This window comes from Alistipes sp., from assembly GCF_020026455.1.
Taxonomy (GTDB): Bacteria; Bacteroidota; Bacteroidia; order Bacteroidales; family Rikenellaceae; genus Alistipes.
Map to the genome: position 1 here is coordinate 1 of NZ_JAHHQJ010000016.1, position 18,871 is coordinate 18,871.

Sequence of the window (18,871 nt, forward strand, 5' to 3'; positions counted from 1 at the left end):
TGCTGTTTTTTGGCGGCCGGTTTTTTGTCTGTCGACTTTTTGGCGGCCTGTTTTGTCCGCCGACTTTTTGTCTGTCGGTTTTTGGGCGGTTGGTTTTTGTTCGTCGCCCCTCGATCAGCTGGTTTTTGCCCGCCGGGAACCGATGCAGCCATGCGCTGCTGCCGCTGTTCCGGGATATTTTTCCCTCCCCGGGTTTTTTCCAAAGGGGAACAATAACCCCCGCCCTCTTGTCGAGAGGGCGGGGGCTGTTGTGTCGAAAACTCCGAAAACGAGGTTGCGGCCTCTCCCGACGGGCCTGACTTCCGCTTCGTGAGCGATTAATTTCCGGGATTCACCCCATTGGGGCCTTCGCTCCGCACGCCCCCCCCCGGAACCGTGCCGCGCACCTATTCCAGTGTCCGGGTATCCTTGAAATAGATCTCCAACAGCTCCTTGGCGGCGATGAACGACGAAATTTTGTCCTCCAGCACCCGCTTCTCATACTCCCCGATGCGCGCCTCCACGGCCGGATCGCGGTAGAAACTCCCGCGCAACGCCTCGTTGATCGACTCGTACATCCAGTATTTGTTCTGCCGGTTGCGGTTGTACTGGAAATAGCCGTTTTTCTGAATGTGCTCGAGGTACTCCTCCACGCCTTTCCAAACCTCCTCCAGTCCCGTCCGGGCGACCGCCGACGAGGTGTAGACCTTGGGCCGCCATTCCGATTCGGGCAGGGGGAAAAGTCGCAATGCGCTCTGGAACTGGGTCTGTGCCAGTTCGGCCTTGTGTATGTTCTCTCCGTCGGCCTTGGTGATGACCATCAGGTCGGCCATTTCCATGATGCCGCGCTTGATGCCTTGCAGTTCGTCCCCGGCGCCGGAAATCTGCAGCAGCATGAAGAGGTCGACCATCGAGTGCACGGCGGTTTCCGACTGTCCGACACCCACCGTTTCGATGAAGACGACGTCGAAGCCCGCAGCCTCGCACAGCACGATCGTCTCGCGCGTCTTCCGGGCCACTCCGCCGAGCGATCCGGCCGAGGGTGAGGGGCGCACGAAGACCGACGGGTTGTTGCAGATGCTCTCCATGCGGGTTTTGTCGCCGAGAATCGAGCCGCCGCTGCGCTCCGACGACGGATCTATGGCCAGCACCGCCAGTTTGTGGCGCAGCCCCGCGACCATGTTGCCGATGGCCTCGATGAAAGTCGATTTGCCGGCTCCCGGAACGCCCGTGATGCCGATGCGGACCGATTTTCCGGCGTGTGGGAGGCACGCTTCGATGATCTCCTGCGCCTGTGCATAGTGCTCGGGGTTCGACGACTCGACGAGCGTGATGGCCTGCGAGAGGGTGGTGATGTTGCCGGCGAGAATGCCCTCGACATACTCGTCGGTAGAGAGTACCCGCTTCTTGCGCCGCTTGAAGTAGGGGCTTATTATTGGTTGTGCTTCAACTCCTTGCGTTACGTTTAGCGCAGTGTCGTGATGCGTGTCGGCATACTCTTTTTCGTAATGGTCTATCCTGGTGAATGACATGGTGCGTCAGTGTGTTGGTTGTTCGATTATTTTTTCATTGATTTGCAGTGAGTTGCCCATCCACAGGGCGCGATACCTGGCGTCGGTCAGCACTCCGAACGGCAGGTAGTTGACGCCGAATGCCGTGAAGATCTTTTCGGCGTTGAGACCCACGGAGATACGCTCCGAGAGATAGGGGCGCAGCAGCGGGGCTATTTTCTCGGGGCTCTCCTTCGTCAGGATGATCACGCGCAGTTTGGTTCCCGGTTTGGATGTGATCTCCTTCAGACGTTCGAGCGAGGTTTTGCATGCGGGATTCGCCGAATGGAAAAACTCGATGTAGGTCGTCTGGGCCGGGCCGGGCTGGCGGTTGTCGAGCCATGTCTGGATTTTGAGGTCGGGAACGCGTTCGTCGAGGGCGATGTTCTGGGCCGTGGCCCGCGCGGATGCGATTCCCGTGGCCAAAAGCCATATAAGCAGCACTTTCTTCATAGGAGGCCTTGTTTTATTCGTAAAGATAACAATTTTTTGGCATATGAGCCAATTTTTTGGGGGCAACTTATGAAAATCGGGTTCGGTGCGGGTTCGGAAGCACCTTGCGAAGTCTGCTTGCGAAGCCCTTCGGATATCTTGTGTTTCGGTATTTTGTAACGAAATAAAACTGTTGTTAAACAGATAAATAAATCAATTTATCTACACCGTAGCTTTAAGTTGTCGGGAGGTTGCTCTGCGCGACTTCTGAGGCATCTTGCAAAGTCTGCTTCCGGAGCTCTTTAGATGTGTCATGATGCAATTTTTTGACGAGAATAAATTGCTTATAAACAGGAAAGTAAATTTATTTATCTCTACTGTAACTTCAAGTTATGGGGAGGGGCTTTGAGAATTGATGATGGAGGTATTCCGGTCTGCACTCCGACGGGTCGATCGTGGTTCCCGGTCGGGGTTCCCGGGCGGGCGCTCGGGGGCGTTGGTGGGCGCTCGGGGCGTGGAGTTATGCGGAGCCGGATTGGAGTGTCTGCGCTTGGATCATCCCCGCGCCTCCGGCCTTCACGCCGCAGGCGGCCGCAGCAAAGCGACTTTTCGGACATTTCCTGCGAATTTCAGGTTTGAAGTTATTTCCAAAAAAATGCTCCGAATTTTGGCGGTTCTGGAAGATTGGATTATATTTGTGTTCGCAAAATAACAACGAAGGAAATAACATCTCAAATATTCACTAACTTAAATTTAAATTTTGTTATGAAAGTTTCTCACATCGAGCATCTTGGCATTGCCGTGAAGAGCCTCGACGAGGCGATTCCCTATTGGGAGAACGTATTGGGCCTGAAGTGCTATGCCATTGAGGAGGTCGCCGACCAGAAGGTTCGCACGGCGTTCTTCATGCTGGGGCAGACCAAGATCGAATTACTGGAGCCTACTTCGGAGGAGTCGACCATCGCAAAGTACATCGAGAACCGCGGTGTCGGCATTCACCACATGGCGCTGGCCTGTGAAAACATCGAGGAACAGCTCGCAGACGCCGAGGCCCAGGGTATCCGTCTGATCGACAAGACCCCCCGCAAGGGCGCCGAGGGCATGACCATCGCCTTCCTGCACCCCAAATCGACCCAGGGCATTCTGACGGAGCTTTGCGAAAACAAAAACAAGTAGGATTATGAACCAGATACAGGACAAGATCAACAAACTGATCGAGAACCGCGAAACGGCGCGTCTCGGCGGCGGCCAGAAGGCGATCGACAAACAACACGATAAGGGTAAGTACACGGCCCGCGAACGTATTCAGATGCTTCTCGACGAAGGTTCGTTCGAGGAGTTCGATATGTTTGTGACCCACCGCTGCTACGATTTCGGCATGGATCGTAAGCACACGTTCGGCGACGGAGTAGTCACGGGCTACGGCACGATCGACGGACGTCTGGTCTACGTTTTCGCCCAGGATTTCACCGTGACGGCCGGTTCGCTGTCGCTGTCGATGTCCGACAAGATCTGCAAGGTGATGGACATGGCCATGCGCAACGGCGCACCCTGCATCGGCATGAACGACTCGGGAGGTGCGCGTATCCAGGAGGGTGTAAACGCCCTGGCCGGGTATGCCAACATCTTCCAGCGCAACGTGATGTCGTCGGGCGTCATTCCGCAGATCTCGGCCATCTTCGGCCCCTGCGCAGGCGGTGCGGTCTATTCACCCGCGCTGACCGACTTCATCATCATGAAGAAGGAGACCTCGAACATGTTCCTCACCGGCCCGAAGGTCGTGAAGACCGTGACGGGAGAGGACGTGACGCAGGAGCAGTTGGGAGGCGCCCAGATGCACACCACCAAGTCGGGCGTGGCACAGTTTGCCGTCGACACCGAGGAGGAGGGTATCGAGCTGATCAAGAAACTGATCTCCTACATGCCGCAGAACAACATGGAGGATGCCCCGCTGGCGGTCTGCACCGATAAGATCACCCGTCTGGAGGATTCGCTCAACGAGATCATCCCCGACAGCGCCAACAAACCCTACGACATGGCAGAGGTCATCCGCGCCATCGTCGACAACGGGGAGTTCCTCGAATCGGCTGCAGGCTATGCCAAGAACATCATCACCTGCTTCGCACGCTTCAACGGCCAGTCGGTGGGTATCATCGCCAACCAGCCCAAGTTCATGGCCGGTGTGCTGGACATCAATGCCAGCCGCAAGGCTGCACGCTTCGTACGTTTCTGCGACGCCTTCAACATTCCGATCGTGACGCTGGTCGATGTGCCGGGCTTCCTGCCGGGTACGACCCAGGAGTACGGCGGCGTGATCACCCACGGTGCCAAGTTGCTGTTCGCCTACTGCGAGGCCACCGTGCCGAAGATCACCGTGACGCTGCGCAAGGCATACGGAGGCGCTTACATCGTCATGTCTTCGAAGCACATCCGCGGCGACATCAACTACGCATGGCCGACGGCCGAGATCGCCGTGATGGGCGCCAGCGGTGCTGTCGAGGTGCTCTACGGCAAGGAACTGAAGGAACTGGCCGACAAACCGGAGGAGAAGGCCAAGTTCATTGCGGAGAAGGAGCAGGAGTACAACGACAAGTTCTCCAACCCCTACAATGCCGCACGTTACGGCTATATCGACGACGTGATCGAGCCGCGCAACACGCGTTTCCGCGTGATCCGCGCCCTGCAGTCGTTGGCTACGAAGCGGTTGCAGAACCCCGCGAAGAAACATTCGAACATTCCTCTCTAACAGACTGAAAAGATGACTATACTGACAGTTATGGACTGGGGATGGTCCGAGGTGCTTTGGGTGTCGCTGATCGGTTTTTCGCTGGTGTTCATCCTGCTGGTGGCGCTGATTTTCATCATGAAGGCCTTCGGGGCCTGCTTCCGGGCACGTCCGGCAAGCGGCAAGAAGGTCGACGTCACGCCGATGATCAGCGAGGAGGAGATCGCAGCCATCGCTACGGCGCTCAAGATCTACAAGGGCGCCCTGCACGACCGCGAGTCCGAGGTGCTGACCATTCTCAACATCAAGCGGGCCTATTCGCCCTGGAATTCGAAAATTCACGGTTTAACCCAGCTTCCCGACCGGAGATAGGTCCCTGCGTCGGAACAAGACAACCCAAAAAAGAAAATGAAAGATTACTCTTTGAAAATCAACGGACATAATTACAATGTCCAGATCGACGACGTGAACGAGGCTTCGACGGTAGCGCACGTCGTGGTCAACGGCGTGGATTACGAAGTCGAGATCGAGGGCTCGAAAACCTCGACGATCTCCAAACCTCAGGTTGCACCGGCTCCCAAGTCGGCCAACAGCGCCATGATCACCCCCGCGACGGCCGCACCTTCGCCGCGCATCGCTCCCGCAGCTGCGGCGGCGGGTTGCAGCGTGAAATGCCCGCTGCCGGGTACCGTGTTGAGCGTCAAGGTGGCTGTGGGCGACAGCGTCACGGTCGGACAGACCCTCGTCGTGCTCGAAGCCATGAAGATGGAGAACAACATCGACGCTGACCGCGCCGGTGTCGTGAAGCAGATCCTCGTGCAGCAGGGTGCTACGGTCATGGAAGGCGACGTTTTAATCGTAATCGGATAGGACTATGTGGAATGCATTGACTTCCGGCTCCAATTTCGTGCTGGAAAGCCTTGAAACCTTTGCCGAATCGACAGGCGTGGCCGGTCTTTTCGCCAATATGGGGTGGGGCAGTCTGATCATGATCTGTGTGGCCTTCTTTCTGCTGTATCTGGCCATCAAACACAAGTTCGAACCGCTGCTGCTGCTGACCATTGCCTTCGGCATGCTGCTGACGAACCTTCCCGGAGCAAACCTCTATCACACGGAGCTGTTTGCCGGAGGACATGTCCACTGGGATATTTTTGTTGCCCAGGCGGGACTCCTCGACTACCTCTATCTGGGTGTGAAGCTCGGCATCTATCCCTGCCTTATCTTCGTGGGCGTGGGCGCCATGACCGACTTCGGACCGCTGATCGCCAATCCCAAGAGCTTCCTGCTGGGTGCTGCGGCGCAGATCGGTATCTTCCTGACCTTCATCGGCGCTTATGCGCTCGGATTCTCGCCTTCGGAGGCCGGTTCGATCGGCATCATTGGCGGTGCCGACGGCCCCACGTCGATCTATCTCACCGCAATCCTGGCTCCCGAGTTGCTCGGCCCGATCGCCGTGGCCGCCTACTCCTACATGGCTCTTGTGCCGGTGATCCAGCCGCCGATCATGCGACTGCTGACCTCCGAGAAGGAGCGTAAGATCAAGATGCGCCAGCTGCGTCCGGTGTCGAAGACCGAGAAGATCCTCTTCCCGCTGACCATTACGGTGATCATCGCCCTGCTGCTGCCGTCGGCCGCTCCGCTTGTCGGCTGCCTCATGCTGGGTAACCTGATGAAGGAGTGCGGTGTGGTGGATCGTCTGTCGAAGACGGTGCAGAACGAGCTGATGAACATTGTCGTCATCTTCCTGGGTCTCACGGTGGGAGCTACGGCTACGGCCGAGGCGTTCCTCAATCCGCGGACGCTGTTCATCCTCGTGCTGGGTGTGATCGCTTTTGCGATGGGAACCGCCGGCGGTGTGCTACTCGCCAAGCTGATGAACCTCTTCGCCAAGGACGAAAACAAGATCAACCCGCTGATCGGTTCGGCCGGCGTTTCGGCCGTCCCGATGGCCGCCCGCGTGTCGCAGACCGAGGGTCAGAAGGCCGATCCCTCGAACTTCCTGCTGATGCATGCCATGGGTCCCAATGTGGCCGGTGTGGTCGGTTCAGCAGTTGCTGCGGGTATTCTGCTCTCGTTCCTCGGATAGGAAATAGCATTCCGGGTGCAGTGCCCGGAGTTTGACTAAGGGAGGGTCCGGATTTGCCGGGCCCTCCTTTTTGATTTTTTGCTCTCCGGTCTTCTCCTTTTTATGGTGTTTTCCTTTTTTGGGGGGGGCTTGGGGCGAGTCTTTCTTTGGTGTTCTCCTTTGGGGGACTTGGGGGAAGTTCTCCTTTTGCATATTCTCCTTTGGGGTTCTTCCTTTTTTATGTTCCCGGACCGTTGCTGGCTGTGTCTCGCTTGTCCTATTGACGAATCTGAAAACTCCCGCCTTACCGTGTGGTGACGCTTGGCTTTGCGTTGCAGCCCGTTGTTGTTGTCCTGCGCCGCACTGGGCTCTGTGGCGGGCGGCCACGGGCGCAGCGGAAGCTGCCGGAGCGGCGAAATCCCGAGAAAACGCCCTGCGGCGTTATAAGGCAGTCCGGGGAGTGCGCTTCTGATTCGTGATGCCTCAATGCCCCTGAATTCGGGGCCGTTGCGGTTTTTTTGCGCGGTTTTCGATTTTGATTTTCATTTGTTTTTGCAGATCGAAAACTTTTTCGTACCTTTGCGCACCCGCAATGTGCGGGAAACGGATTACAATAAGTTAAATTAAACGTAAAAACAGTGGATTCATTAAGCTACAAGACTATCTCGGCGAACGCTGCGACCGTCACCAAGGAATGGGTGGTGATCGATGCTACGAACGAGGTATTGGGACGTCTTGCATCGCAGATCGCGAAGATCCTCCGAGGCAAGAACAAGCCCAGCTACACCCCCCACGTTGACTGCGGTGACTACGTTATCGTCATCAACGCCGAGAAGGTGAAGCTCACGGGCAACAAAATGACCGACAAGGTCTACACGCGTCACACCGGATACCCCGGCGGCCAGCGTTTCGCTACGCCTGCCGACTATCTGGCAAAGAAACCGACCTTCCTCATCGAGAAGGCCGTCAAAGGCATGCTGCCCAAGACCCGTCTGGGCGACAAGCTGCTGTCCAACCTGAAGGTCTATGCCGGCGCAGAGCATCCCCACGCCGCACAGAACCCGAAGACTATTAAATTAAACGAGATTAAGTAAGAGTTATGGAAGTTGTAAACACCGTAGGTCGTCGCAAGGCCGCTGTGGCTCGCGTATACGTGAAGCCGGGTAAGGGTCAGATTACAATCAACCGCAAAGCGCTTGAAGTTTACTTCCCGCTCGAAATTCTCCAGTATCAGGTGAAGCAGCCCCTGCTGGCTACCAACACGGCGGAGAATTACGACATCGTCATCAACCTCGATGGCGGTGGTATCACGGGACAGGCTTCGGCCGCTCGTCTGGGTATCGCACGCGCTCTGTGCGAAATCGACGCCGAGATGCGTCCGGTGCTGAAGAAGGCCGGATTCCTCACGCGTGATTCCCGCGAGGTTGAGCGTAAGAAGCCCGGTCAGCCCGGTGCACGCCGCAAGTTCCAGTTCAGCAAGCGTTAATACGCACGACCGGAATTTCGGCAACGCACGGCGTCGGTTTCAAACCATGCGGACTACCTGTATATTATATATTCACGTATTACCGTCCGGTTGCCGCGCCGCGGAAAACTCCCCGGGACCGGCCAGGCTGCTACCCGGAGTGTTGAAGAAAAGAGAATTAAAATTAATCAACGAATTGAATTAAAATGTCACGTACAGATTTTAATACATTATTGGAAGCCGGTGCGCACTTCGGTCACCTGAAGCGCAAATGGAACCCCAAAATGGCTCCTTACATCTTCATGGAGAAGAACGGCATCCACATCATCGACCTGCACAAAACTCTCCTGAAGATCGATGAGGCTGCTGCGGCCATCAAGCAGATCGCCAAGAGCGGTCGCCGCGTGCTGTTCGTAGCAACCAAGAAGCAGGCCAAGGAGATTGTTGCCGAAAAGGTGGCTGCCGTCGGTATGCCCTACGTCACCGAGCGTTGGGCTGGCGGTATGCTGACAAACTTCCCCACCATACGTAAGGCCGTCAAGAAAATGGCTACCATCGACAAGATGGCTTCCGACGGCACGTTCGATAATTTCTCCAAGCGCGAGAAGCTCCAGATCTCCCGCCAGCGTGCGAAACTGGAGAAGAACCTCGGTTCGATTGCCGACCTGACGCGTCTCCCGGCTGCTCTGTTCGTCGTGGACGTTCAGAAGGAGGCCAACGCCGTGAAGGAGGCAAAGCGCCTCAGCATCCCCGTATTTGCAATGGTAGACACTTGTTGTGATCCGACCGACATTGATTACGTTATCCCTGCAAATGACGATGCCACCAAGTCGATCGCCGTGGTTCTCGAAGCCATGTGCGCCGCTATCGCCGAGGGCACCGAGGAGCGCAAACTCGAAAAGGAGAAGGAGGCACAGGAGGCTGACGCCGAGGGTGCAACCGTAAAGAAGGAGGGCAAGCCCCGCATCAAGAAGGCCGTGAAGGCTGCGATCGATGCCGAGGAGGCTGTCGTGGCAGAGGTTGTCGCCGCTGTCGAGACTCCCAACGAGGAGGCTGTAGCCGCTCCGGCAGAAGCAGCCGAGACCGCCGAGGAGAAGGCGGAATAATTGAATTTACGAACCTTATAGAGAAAGGACAAGATTATGGAAATCAAAGCTGCTGATGTAATGAAGCTCCGCAAAATGACCGGCGCCGGCATGATGGACTGTAAGAAAGCCCTCATGGAAGCCGAAGGTGATTTTGCTCGCGCTCAGGATATTATCCGCGAGAAAGGTAAGCTCATCGTTGCCAAGCGCGCCGACCGCACCGCTACCGAGGGTGTCGTCGTTACGAAGATCGTAGGCCAGAAGGCTTACATCCTCTGCCTGGCATGCGAGACCGATTTCGTGGCTCAGAACTCCGAATATACGGCTTCGGCCGAGGCCATGCTGGAGGTTGCCGTGAAGAACGACGCTGCCGACCGCGATGCGCTGATGGCTGCTAAAAATGAAGAAGGCCGCACCGTCGAGGAGATGGTGACCGAGAAATCGGGTCAGACGGGCGAGAAGATCGAGTTGGCCTACTACGGCCGTATCGAGGCTCCCTACTGCGCCGCTTACGTGCACTTCAACAAGAAGCTGGGTACGATCCTGGGCTTCAACAAGGAGATTCCCGCCGAGGTTGCTCACACCGTGACCATGCAGGCTACGGCCATGGCTCCCGTTTCGATCTCGGAGGCTGACTGCCCCGCAGAGGTTGTGGAGCACGAGCGCAAGATTGCCGTGGAGGCCATGAAGCAGGATCCCAAGAACGCCAACAAACCCGAGGCTATTCTGGAGAAGATCGCCGAAGGAAAGATGCGCAAGTTCTTTGAGGAGAACACGCTGCTGGCCCAGCCGGTGGTAGGTGAGAAAGAGTCGATCGCCGACTATATCCACAAGGCGGACAAGGAGGCTACGGTTGTGGCTTACAAGCGGTTCGCTCTGGGCGAGTAGGCTTCGATCCCGGACGGAAAATTCCGCATATCGTTCGAAATCCCCGAATGGGACGTACTTCGGTACTCCCGTCCGGGGATTTCTCTTGTTGCGTGTACCGTCTCTGCTTGAAATCTGTAGCGGGAGTGTTCCTCTGCCGAGCAGAAACCCGTGGCCGCCGGCATGGGGCCTGTGCACGACAAGCCCGGGCCCGCCGGGGAGTGGGAGGCTGGTTGCTGCCGGCCTTGTGCGAGCGGGAGAGTGTCGCTTTGTCCATTGTGCGGTCGAAGGTGTGAAGCGGGAGAAGCGGAGGAGTACCGGGGAGCGGTGGAAAATGCGGCAGCTGCGGCGGAGTATGGCGCAGGATGCAGAGCCATGGTGCGCAACATGTGGTGGGCAGAGGTGAGCGGTCGTGCTGCGATGGCGGAATGTGGGGACTACGGCGGCGAATGTGGTGCGAAATGCACAGTGATGCAGGGTCGCGGCGGAAAATGCGGTGAAATGAGGTGGCGGTGGAATGCTGCTGCGATGGTGGAATGCGGGGCCTGCGGCGGATGCAGAGGCCTGCGCGGATGCAGCGGCCTGCGGCGAAATAATGCGGGGGCGGAGTGTTGCGGAAAGGGTGGGTGGAGCCTATCAGGGCTCCACCTTTTCGATTTTACCCAGTTTCACATACCACAGATAACCCTCGGCCGGGGCATAGCCCATTTCGCCCAGCAGGCGGAGGTATTCGCGCATCTGCCGCCGGTAGCGTTCGGCGTCGTGCATGCCGAATTTGTAGTCGACGACGATGACCCGCCGTCCGTCGATCATCACGCGGTCGGGACGCCGTGTCGACGCTCTTCCGGGGATGATGATTTCGTTCTCGTTGCGCACGCGTTCCCAGCCTCCGCCGAACCATTCGCGCACCTCGGGGAGTTCCAGGGCCCGGGCGATCATTTGACGCAGGGTCGCGGCCTCGGATTCGGACAGCGTGCCGTCGGCCTGCATGCCGCGCACGGCCTCGTGGATCTCGGCTTCGTCGTCGGCCTGCTCGAAGGCCTTGTGCATCAGGATGCCGAGGTTCCGGGGCGAGAGTTCGACCTGGCCGTCGTCCTCGAAATAGCGTTGCGAGGGGAGCCGCAGCCGCAGATCAGCCTGCGCCGTGGGATACTCTTCCAGGATGACGTGCTCGGCCTCGGAGCGTTTCGATCCGCCCGCGATGGGTCCCGCAAACTCCCCGAAAGTGTAGTGTTCGCCCGTCTCGTCGATGGTGCAGCGGCCTTCGAAATCGCCCGCCAGCGCCTTGTCTCCCTCGGTGGTGATGCCCTGGAGCAGCAGTCCCCCGACCGTGCGGCCGCCTTTCTGCGGGATGAAGATGTGCAGCGACTCGGCGGCGCGCGTGAGGGCTACGTACAGCAGGTTGACGTTGTCGACGTGGGCGTAGACCAGCTCGCGGAAGTATTCCGGAGAGAAGTCCGATTCGCCCATCGCCTTCTTGTACCTGACCGGGAAGCGGCCGATGGCTTCGGCTCCGTTGCCGCGGGCCTCGGCCCAGACGATGTTCTGCACCGCGCCGCTCGATTTGGGGTCCAGCGGCCATGAGCAGTAGGGGATGATAACGGCCCGTTTTTCAAGCCCCTTGGCCTTGTGGACGGTGGTGATCTCGACCGTCGCAACGCTCTCTCCGACCGACAGCGAGCGGTTTTTGCCCGTCTCCTCCCACCAGCGGAGGAACAGCGCGATGTCGGCGATTTTCGTCGCGCAGAACGCGATGATCTGCTCGTGGATGGCCTGAAGATAGGCCGTCTGCCGGCGGTCGCCCTGCAGGGAGTGGCGCATGACGATCCGTTCGAACGCCTCCTCGGGCGACAGAAGCCGCACCGAGCGGAAAAAGTCGCGTTCCGGGTCGTCGAGCGGCCGGTCGAACGGGTGGCCGAGGTAGTGGTTGTAGACGGCGCGCGAGAGCGAGTCGTCGGGATTGAGCGCCAGCCGCAGGGCCGCGGCGATGAACGAACTGATGGGGGCGTTGCCCACGATCAGAGCCTCCTGAGTCATCACGTCGAAGCGGTAGCGCGGCTCCTCGTTGCGGCGTTTGAAGTCGAGCAGCTCGGCGGCGACCTTCGCGCCGTCGGTGGCCCCGCGCACGAGGATCATGATGTCGCACGGGCGGAATCCCTTGTCGATCAGCGCGCAGATGCGTTCCACGACGGGTGGACGCTCGGCGAAAGTCTCGATCGAGACATAGCCCGGGTGTTCGGCCTTGCGGCGCGGGAGCTGTGCGTGTCCGCGGTAGGCGTCGGCAAGGGTGTCGCGCAGTGCGGCGGCCTCCGCAGGGGCGATGGAGCCTTCCTCGGAGGCTTTTGCGAGGGTTTCGTTCAGCGCACGGTTGTCCGCCGCGACGATCCGTTCGATGATGTTGTTGTTGAAGGCGACCACCGCCGGGAGGCTCCGCCAGTTCTCCCGCAGCACCTCGACTTCGGTGTCGCCCGCACCCAGCGCCTGCTGGGCCGCGTCGTGGAGGATCTTCCAGTCGCCGCCCCGCCAGCGGTAGATCGACTGCTTGATGTCGCCCACGATCAGCACCGAGGTCGCCTCCGACTGCGCCATGGCGTTTTGCAGCAGGGGCAGGAAGTTTTCCCACTCCTTCAGGGAGGTGTCCTGGAATTCGTCGATCATGAAGCGCTCGAAACGGTTGCCCACCTTCTCGTAGATGAACGGCGCGTCGTTGTGGCCGATGAACTCCGAGAGGACGTATTTGGTTTCCGAAAGGAGCATCATGTTCTGCTCGTCGCACAGCTGCTGCACCCGCTTGTAGAGATCCGAAAGCAGGGCAAAGCTGCGGTAGTTCTCCTTCACGAGGTCACAGGTGTTCCAGCTCCTGCAGTTGGTGTCGTAGATGTCGCACATCTCGTGCAGCAGGGGCTGCAGCTCGGGGGCCAGCGCCTGAGCGGGAGATCCCTTGGCGGCCCAGCCTTCGGGCGAGGCGGCCATCTTGGCCACCGTCGCGCCGTAGGGTTTCAATTCGCCCGCGGCGACGGTGAAGAACCAGTTGGCGAAGCTGCGGCTCTTGCCCGAAAAGTCGGCGGCCGTAAGCCCGGCCCGGGAGATGATCGCAACGGCCTTTGCGGCGGTCTGCTGCAATTGTGTTTTGGTCGCCGCGGCCTCTGCCGTGACGCGCGATACGATCCGTCCCAGCTCTTCGCGCGAGCGCGACACCGACAGCACATCCTTGTTCTTCTCCTTGAAGAGCTCGCCGCCGAGCGACAGGATCCCGTCGCGTATGTCCCATTTGCGGCCTTCGTCGATACGCTCCTGCACGAACTCCGTGAGCCAGCGTTGCAGGTCGCGGTCGACGGTGATCTGTTCGATGAGCGTGTCGGCGCCCTTCGACAGCACCGACGTCGTCTCGATCTCGACGTTGTAATTGAGGTCGATGCCCAACTCCTTGATGAAGGCCCGCAGAATGCGCTGGAAGAAGGTGTCGATGGTCAGCACCGTGAAGCGCGAATAGTCGTGCAGGATTTTCGAACGCACCTCGGCGGCACGTTTGCGCACCGAGCGCTCGTCGAGCGAGAGCTCGCGGCAGAGGTTGGCCAGATAGGGACTTGCGGCTCCCGAGGCCAGGAGGTGGATCTCCTTCAGAATACGCGATTTCATCTCCTCGGTGGCCTTGTTCGTGAAGGTCACGGCGAGGATGTGGCGGTAGAGACCCGGTTGCTCGATCACGTCGCGGACGTATTTGTAGGCCAGCTGGTAGGTTTTCCCCGATCCGGCACTTGCATTCAGAATCTTCGCTCTCACTGTCCGAAATTTCGTTTTAATGGGTAAAAATACAAAACAAATCCCGAACTTCGCAATAATTTTGTAATTTAGCGGAGCTAAAACAAGATCTTGATATGAAGAAAATGATTCTGACGGCCGTGATGCTGGCCGCCGCAGTGCTCTGTCGGGCGCAGCAGCCCGCCGAAAGCGGGGAACACCGCGAATGGCTCACGTCGTTTACGGCCGTCGAGGTGTCGGCGCCGCTCGACGTCAAATTCGTGCAGGTACCCGATACTGAAGCCCCCAAGATCATCTACGACACCAAAGGTTCCTATACGACCAAATTCCGCGCCGAGGTGAAGGACAAGGTCCTGCACATCACGGAGCGCTCCGATGCCCGCCGGCCCGAACGTACGTCGGTGACGGTTTATTACAACTCGCTGGAGCGCATCGCCATTGCCGACGCCGTGGCGACGTTCGACAGCACGCTGGTGGCCACGGTCCTCGACCTGACCGTGGGCGGCATGGCGCAGGTGAAGGCTCGGATGGATGTCAAGGATCTGAAAATGGAGCTTACGGGCAAGAGCTCGGCGACGCTGACGGGTGCGGTGCGCTATCTCTCGCTGTTCGTCTCGACCGGAAAACTCGACGCCGCAGCTCTGGAGGTGATGGCCGCCGAGGTCAATGTCTCCAGCTCGGGTATGGCCGCACTGTGGGTGACCGACCGTTTCCTGGGCAAAACCTCGACTGGGGGCAAGATCACCTACAAGGGGTCTCCGTCGATCGTGCGCAGCGGCGCGAAGTTCATGGGTGGCGACATAACCCGTCTGGAGTAAGGTTTCTGGCGCTCCGGCGGGGCGTTGAGCCGTTGCCGGGGTGCTGTTTGCGGCTTCCGGCCGCGCCGGTCGTTCCGCTCATCCCCCGAATCTCCGCCCCGGGCAGGGGCTTGTTGGTCTCGCTATGAAAACTTTCCTATCCGAAGTCGCCCGCGACCTTTACGAACGCTACGGCGAAGGGCTTTCCGAAAGGGCGATCCTCTTTCCGTCGCGTCGTGCGCGGCTGTTCTTTGTCGATGCCCTGGCGCAGATCGCCGGGCGCCCGATGTGGCAGCCGCAGTGGGTTACGGTCGACGACCTGACGACCGAGATCTCGGGGCTCCGCACCGGGGACCGCGTGCGGCTGATCACCGAACTCTATAAAATCTACTCGGAATACCACGCCGAGCCGTTCGACAAGTTCTATTTCTGGGGCGACATGCTCTTGACGGATTTCGACACCATCGACAAATACCGGATCGACGCCGCGATGCTGTTCCGCAACATCTCGGAGATCAAGGAACTCGAGGCCGATATTTCGTACCTTACGCCCGCGCAGCTGCAGATCCTGCGCTTCTGGTCGACACTCGCCGACGAGACCGACCTCTCGGAGGAGAAGCGCCGCTTCCTGGCAATCTGGAAGACCCTGGGGCCGGTTTACGCCCGCTTCCGCGAACGGCTCTCCGAACTGGGCATCGCCTACAACGGCATGGTCCAGCGGGCCGCCGCCGACCGCATCCGCGGTGGGGGATATGCCTTCGCCGAGGCACGGCGCTATGTCGTGGTGGGATTCAACGCCCTGTCGGAGTGCGAAAAACAGCTGTTTCGATTCCTCTCGACGGCTGCCGAGACCGATTTCTACTGGGATTACGATTCCTACTACAAGGACCGCCCCGAGCAGGAGGCCGGGATGTTCGTGCGCGAGAATGTCGTGCAGTTCCCGCCGAGCGGAGAGGTGTCGCATGACAACATGGAGCGCCCGAAGGAGTTGACCGCCGTGGCCGCTGTGTCGAATGCCGTGCAGTGCAAGCATGCCGCCGCAATCCTGCGGGAACTGGCCGCCCGGGGGCCGCTGGACAAGCGTACCGCCGTGGTGCTGACCGACGAAAACCTGCTCCTGCCGCTGCTCTATGCCCTGCCGCCCGAGATCGGGAAGGTCAACGTCACGATGGGCTATCCGCTGCGTGCCAGCCTGGCCTACACCTTTATCGAACGCCTCGTGGAGCTGCAGGCCCACCGCCGCACGAAGGGTGCCGGCTGCACGTTCTACCATGCTGACGTCGTGGGCATTCTCGCGCATCCCTACGTTGCCGACAGCGACCTCCGCGAGACCCGCGCCATGCAGGACGAGATCGTGCGTGAACGGCGCATCTCGGTTGACGCCGCATGGCTGGGGCGCAACGACCTGCTGCGGATGATCTTTTCGCCCGCCGCCGCGTGGCGCGAACTCTCCGACTGGCTGCTGCGGGTCGTAGCCGCCGTGGCCCGGACGCCCTACGAGGGCGATGACAGGCGTCAGCGGGTGGAGTTTCTGGCCGTGATTTCGGAGGAGATTTCCAAATTGTGCAATTCGCTGGATCAGTGCGACATCGAATTGACGACGGAGGTTTACACCTCGCTGCTGCGCCGCCATTTGCAGACCGTGCGCATCCCCTACGAAGGCGAGCCGCTCGAAGGGCTTCAGGTCATGGGGATCCTCGAAACCCGCAACCTCGATTTCGAAAACGTCGTCCTGCTCTCGATGAACGACGACAACTTCCCGGGCAACCACATGGCGCAGGCGTCGTTCGTGCCCTACAACCTGCGGGCGGCCTACGGACTGCCTACGCCCGAACATCACGAAGGGGTCTATGCCTACTATTTCTATCGCCTCGTGCAGCGCGCCCGGCGGGTGTGGATGCTCTACTGCTCGCACGCCGACGACAAATCGACCGGCGAACCGAGCCGCTACATCTACCAGCTCGACTACGAGAGTGGATTCCCGGTTCGCAAGGTCGAGGTGGGGGTGGATGTCAACCTTGCCGAGACTGATCCGATCGAGGTGGCGAAGGACGAGGGAATCATGCGGCGTCTTGGGCGCTTCACCGATCCTGAATCGAAGGCCTCGCTCTCGCCGACGGCTTTCTTCCGCTATGTGGCCTGCCCCCTGCGGTTCTATTTTCACTCCGTGGCGCGGCTGCAGACCGACGACGAGATCGCCGAGGAGGTCGACGCCCCGATGTTCGGTACGATTCTCCATGCCGCGGTGCAGAAACTCTATGCCCGGATCGTGGGTGAGGCGCACCCCGGCGAGACCCTGCGGGCGATGATCCGCACGGGAGAGATCGCCGCGGCGGTCGAGGCGTCGATCAACGAGAATTATTTGCAGGATCCCGAGGCCACGACCGACGACTATACGGGCAACCTGCTGTTGGTCAAAGATATCGTTACGCGCTACCTGCGGGGCGGGGTGATGCCCTACGATGCGGCGCACGATGGCTTCACGGTCACGGGGCTGGAGCAGGATGTGGCCTATTCGTTCCCGTTCCGGGCGCAGGGCCGGGCGCAGGCCGTGAAGTTCGCCGGCATTGCCGACCGCATCGATGTGCTGGATGACGGAACGCTGCGTGTGGTGGACTACAAGACCGGGGCGCCGCATCTGGAGTTCGCCGGGGTGGAGAGCCTTTTCCGCGGTGAGGGCAAACAGCGGCTTTCGAACATCGTCCAGACCCTGCTCTATGCCATGATGCTCTACCATACGCGCGGCGTTGATGCCGAACCCGCGCTCTACTACGTGCGGGCGATGAACCGTCCCGACTACCTGCCGACGCTCGACGACAAGCAGACGGGCATCCGCGGCGGGCGTTACACGCTCTATGCCGAACGCTTCGAGGAGTTGGTGGGCGAAACACTGGCGGAACTCTACGATCCGGCGGTTCCCTTCCGCCAGTGTGAGGACGCCGACACCTGCAAGTTCTGCGATTTCAACGTGATTTGCAAGCGGTAGCTTTGCGCCTGCGGCCTTTCGGACGGCTTTTCAGAAGGTTTTTCGGACAGCCTTTCGGACGGCCTTTCGGATGACCCTTCGGGCGGCTGTTGGCTGTTATCGGGAGGCGTTTCGGACGGTGGTCGGCTGTTGCCGGAGAGGCCTTTTGGGCTGTGGTCGGCTGTTGCCGGGGGAGCTTTCGGGACTGTCCGGAGTGGTTCGGAGCCGGCGGAACTGTCGGGTCTTGTCAGGGTCTGTCGCGGGCGGCCGGGAGTAGTTGGGGCCTTGTCGGGAACGGTCGGGCTCTGCTGGGACTGGTCCGGAGCCGATGGAAGCAGTCGGGAACAGCTGGAGTTGGCCCGGAGCCGGCGGGTGCGGCCGGGCGTTATCGGGAGCAGTCGGGAGTCAGAGTTTCACTACGAAATAGGATGCGCCGCTGCGGCGTGCCGCCTCGATGCCGATCGGCGAGTCTTCGAAGATCAGCGTCTGGCGCGGTGTACAGCCTTCGCGGCGCATGGCCTCCAGAAAACAATCCGGAGCGGGCTTCGGATGCTCCACATCGGCGCCCGAGAGGATGCCGTCGACACGGCCCAGCGGTGCTGCGGGGCCTTCTTCGTCGGCATGGGGCCCTGTGACGGATCTCTCGTCCCCTGTTGCGGGGCCGCCGATTCCCAGATGGCGCATCACGTTGTCGATGTTGGCCCGGCTGCCCGTCGAGACCACCCACACACGGCCGCCGCCGGCACGGAACTGTTGGCAGAAGTTCCACAGGGGCTCGTTGAGCCGCACGGTGTCGAAAAACGTGGGGTAGAGGGCGATTTTGCGCAGACGCAGCCGTTCGCGCTCGGCGGGGTCGGCGATTCCGAAGCGTGTGAGAAACTCGTTGCACCGCATTCCGAAGTAATTGGCGGCGTATTCCTCCTCGGAGAGGGTGTAGCCCGCTTCGGCGAGGGCTGCCACGTAGGAGAGCGTGTTGGCCCGCCGGGTATCGGCCAGCGTGCCGTCGAAATCCAAAAGGAGCAGGCGTATTTGCATGGCGGATTATTTGTCGGTCGTCGGTTGGTAACTCTGCATGGTGCGAATATGCCGCCGGGTGCTCCGGACGGCTTCGATGCGCCGGATGACTCGGATCTCCCGGATGCCCCGGCGGGGTAGTTTGCCGCTGGAAAAAGGCTCGGG

The 18,871-nt window shown here is 59.7% G+C and carries 16 protein-coding genes; 11 read left to right on the forward strand and 5 right to left on the reverse strand.

The annotated features are described in order from the left end of the window. From QZ460_RS08855 to QZ460_RS08865, 3 genes are all read right to left on the reverse strand, one after another. A partial coding sequence (locus tag QZ460_RS08855; protein WP_290541217.1) for a hypothetical protein occupies window positions 1-203 on the reverse strand: 203 nt, incomplete at its 3' end. 183 nt (window positions 204-386) lie between these two features. Then, window positions 387-1,511, reverse strand: a complete 1,125-nt coding sequence (gene meaB / locus QZ460_RS08860) for a methylmalonyl Co-A mutase-associated GTPase MeaB (RefSeq protein ID WP_290541218.1) — start codon at window positions 1,509-1,511, stop codon at window positions 387-389. A 6-nt stretch (window positions 1,512-1,517) separates the two neighbouring features. Further along, window positions 1,518-1,982, reverse strand: coding sequence for a hypothetical protein (locus tag QZ460_RS08865; protein WP_290541219.1), 465 nt, complete (start codon window positions 1,980-1,982; stop codon window positions 1,518-1,520). A 744-nt stretch (window positions 1,983-2,726) separates the two neighbouring features. Here QZ460_RS08865 and mce point away from each other — a divergent pair. The 9 genes from mce (at window position 2,727) to tsf (ending at window position 10,189) form a co-directional block, all read left to right on the forward strand. Then, window positions 2,727-3,137 carry a methylmalonyl-CoA epimerase gene (gene mce / locus QZ460_RS08870; protein WP_290541220.1) on the forward strand — a complete coding sequence of 137 codons (411 nt, stop codon included), beginning with the start codon at window positions 2,727-2,729 and terminating at the stop codon, window positions 3,135-3,137. Between the two features lies 1 nt (window position 3,138). Beyond that, entirely contained in the window at window positions 3,139-4,707 is a 1,569-nt protein-coding gene (locus QZ460_RS08875) for an acyl-CoA carboxylase subunit beta (protein ID WP_290541274.1), read from the forward strand. 30 nt (window positions 4,708-4,737) lie between these two features. Continuing rightward, window positions 4,738-5,058 carry an OadG family protein gene (locus QZ460_RS08880; protein WP_366935007.1) on the forward strand — a complete coding sequence of 107 codons (321 nt, stop codon included), beginning with the start codon at window positions 4,738-4,740 and terminating at the stop codon, window positions 5,056-5,058. Window positions 5,059-5,094: 36 nt separating this feature from the next. Continuing rightward, window positions 5,095-5,556 carry a biotin/lipoyl-containing protein gene (locus QZ460_RS08885; RefSeq protein ID WP_290541222.1) on the forward strand — a complete coding sequence of 154 codons (462 nt, stop codon included), beginning with the start codon at window positions 5,095-5,097 and terminating at the stop codon, window positions 5,554-5,556. Window positions 5,557-5,653: 97 nt separating this feature from the next. After that, window positions 5,654-6,772: a sodium ion-translocating decarboxylase subunit beta gene (locus QZ460_RS08890; protein WP_366935008.1), complete on the forward strand. Its 1,119-nt coding sequence runs from the start codon at window positions 5,654-5,656 to the stop codon at window positions 6,770-6,772. 617 nt (window positions 6,773-7,389) lie between these two features. Then, window positions 7,390-7,845 (forward strand): 50S ribosomal protein L13, encoded by a 456-nt coding sequence (rplM, locus tag QZ460_RS08895; protein WP_290541224.1) that lies wholly within the window; start codon window positions 7,390-7,392, stop codon window positions 7,843-7,845. A gap of 5 nt (window positions 7,846-7,850) precedes the next feature. Beyond that, window positions 7,851-8,237 carry a 30S ribosomal protein S9 gene (gene rpsI / locus QZ460_RS08900; protein WP_022061029.1) on the forward strand — a complete coding sequence of 129 codons (387 nt, stop codon included), beginning with the start codon at window positions 7,851-7,853 and terminating at the stop codon, window positions 8,235-8,237. Window positions 8,238-8,422: 185 nt separating this feature from the next. Then, window positions 8,423-9,322 (forward strand): 30S ribosomal protein S2, encoded by a 900-nt coding sequence (rpsB, locus tag QZ460_RS08905; RefSeq protein ID WP_290541225.1) that lies wholly within the window; start codon window positions 8,423-8,425, stop codon window positions 9,320-9,322. Window positions 9,323-9,358: 36 nt separating this feature from the next. Then, window positions 9,359-10,189, forward strand: a complete 831-nt coding sequence (tsf, locus tag QZ460_RS08910; protein ID WP_290541226.1) for a translation elongation factor Ts — start codon at window positions 9,359-9,361, stop codon at window positions 10,187-10,189. Between the two features lie 615 nt (window positions 10,190-10,804). Here the strand turns inward: tsf and QZ460_RS08915 are convergent. Continuing rightward, on the reverse strand, window positions 10,805-13,951 hold the full coding sequence (locus QZ460_RS08915) for an exodeoxyribonuclease V subunit beta (RefSeq protein ID WP_290541227.1): 3,147 nt from the start codon (window positions 13,949-13,951) through the stop codon (window positions 10,805-10,807). Window positions 13,952-14,046: 95 nt separating this feature from the next. Here QZ460_RS08915 and QZ460_RS08920 point away from each other — a divergent pair, with 95 nt between their 5' ends. Together QZ460_RS08920 and QZ460_RS08925 are read left to right on the forward strand one after the other, a co-directional pair. Then, window positions 14,047-14,748 carry a DUF2807 domain-containing protein gene (locus tag QZ460_RS08920; RefSeq protein WP_290541228.1) on the forward strand — a complete coding sequence of 234 codons (702 nt, stop codon included), beginning with the start codon at window positions 14,047-14,049 and terminating at the stop codon, window positions 14,746-14,748. A 124-nt stretch (window positions 14,749-14,872) separates the two neighbouring features. Continuing rightward, a complete protein-coding gene (locus tag QZ460_RS08925) occupies window positions 14,873-17,713 on the forward strand; it encodes a PD-(D/E)XK nuclease family protein (RefSeq protein ID WP_290541229.1) in 2,841 nt (946 codons plus the stop codon). 384 nt (window positions 17,714-18,097) lie between these two features. Here the strand turns inward: QZ460_RS08925 and QZ460_RS08930 are convergent, their stop codons facing one another. Continuing rightward, entirely contained in the window at window positions 18,098-18,727 is a 630-nt protein-coding gene (locus tag QZ460_RS08930; RefSeq protein ID WP_290541230.1) for an HAD family phosphatase, read from the reverse strand. Window positions 18,728-18,871 lie beyond the last annotated feature (144 nt).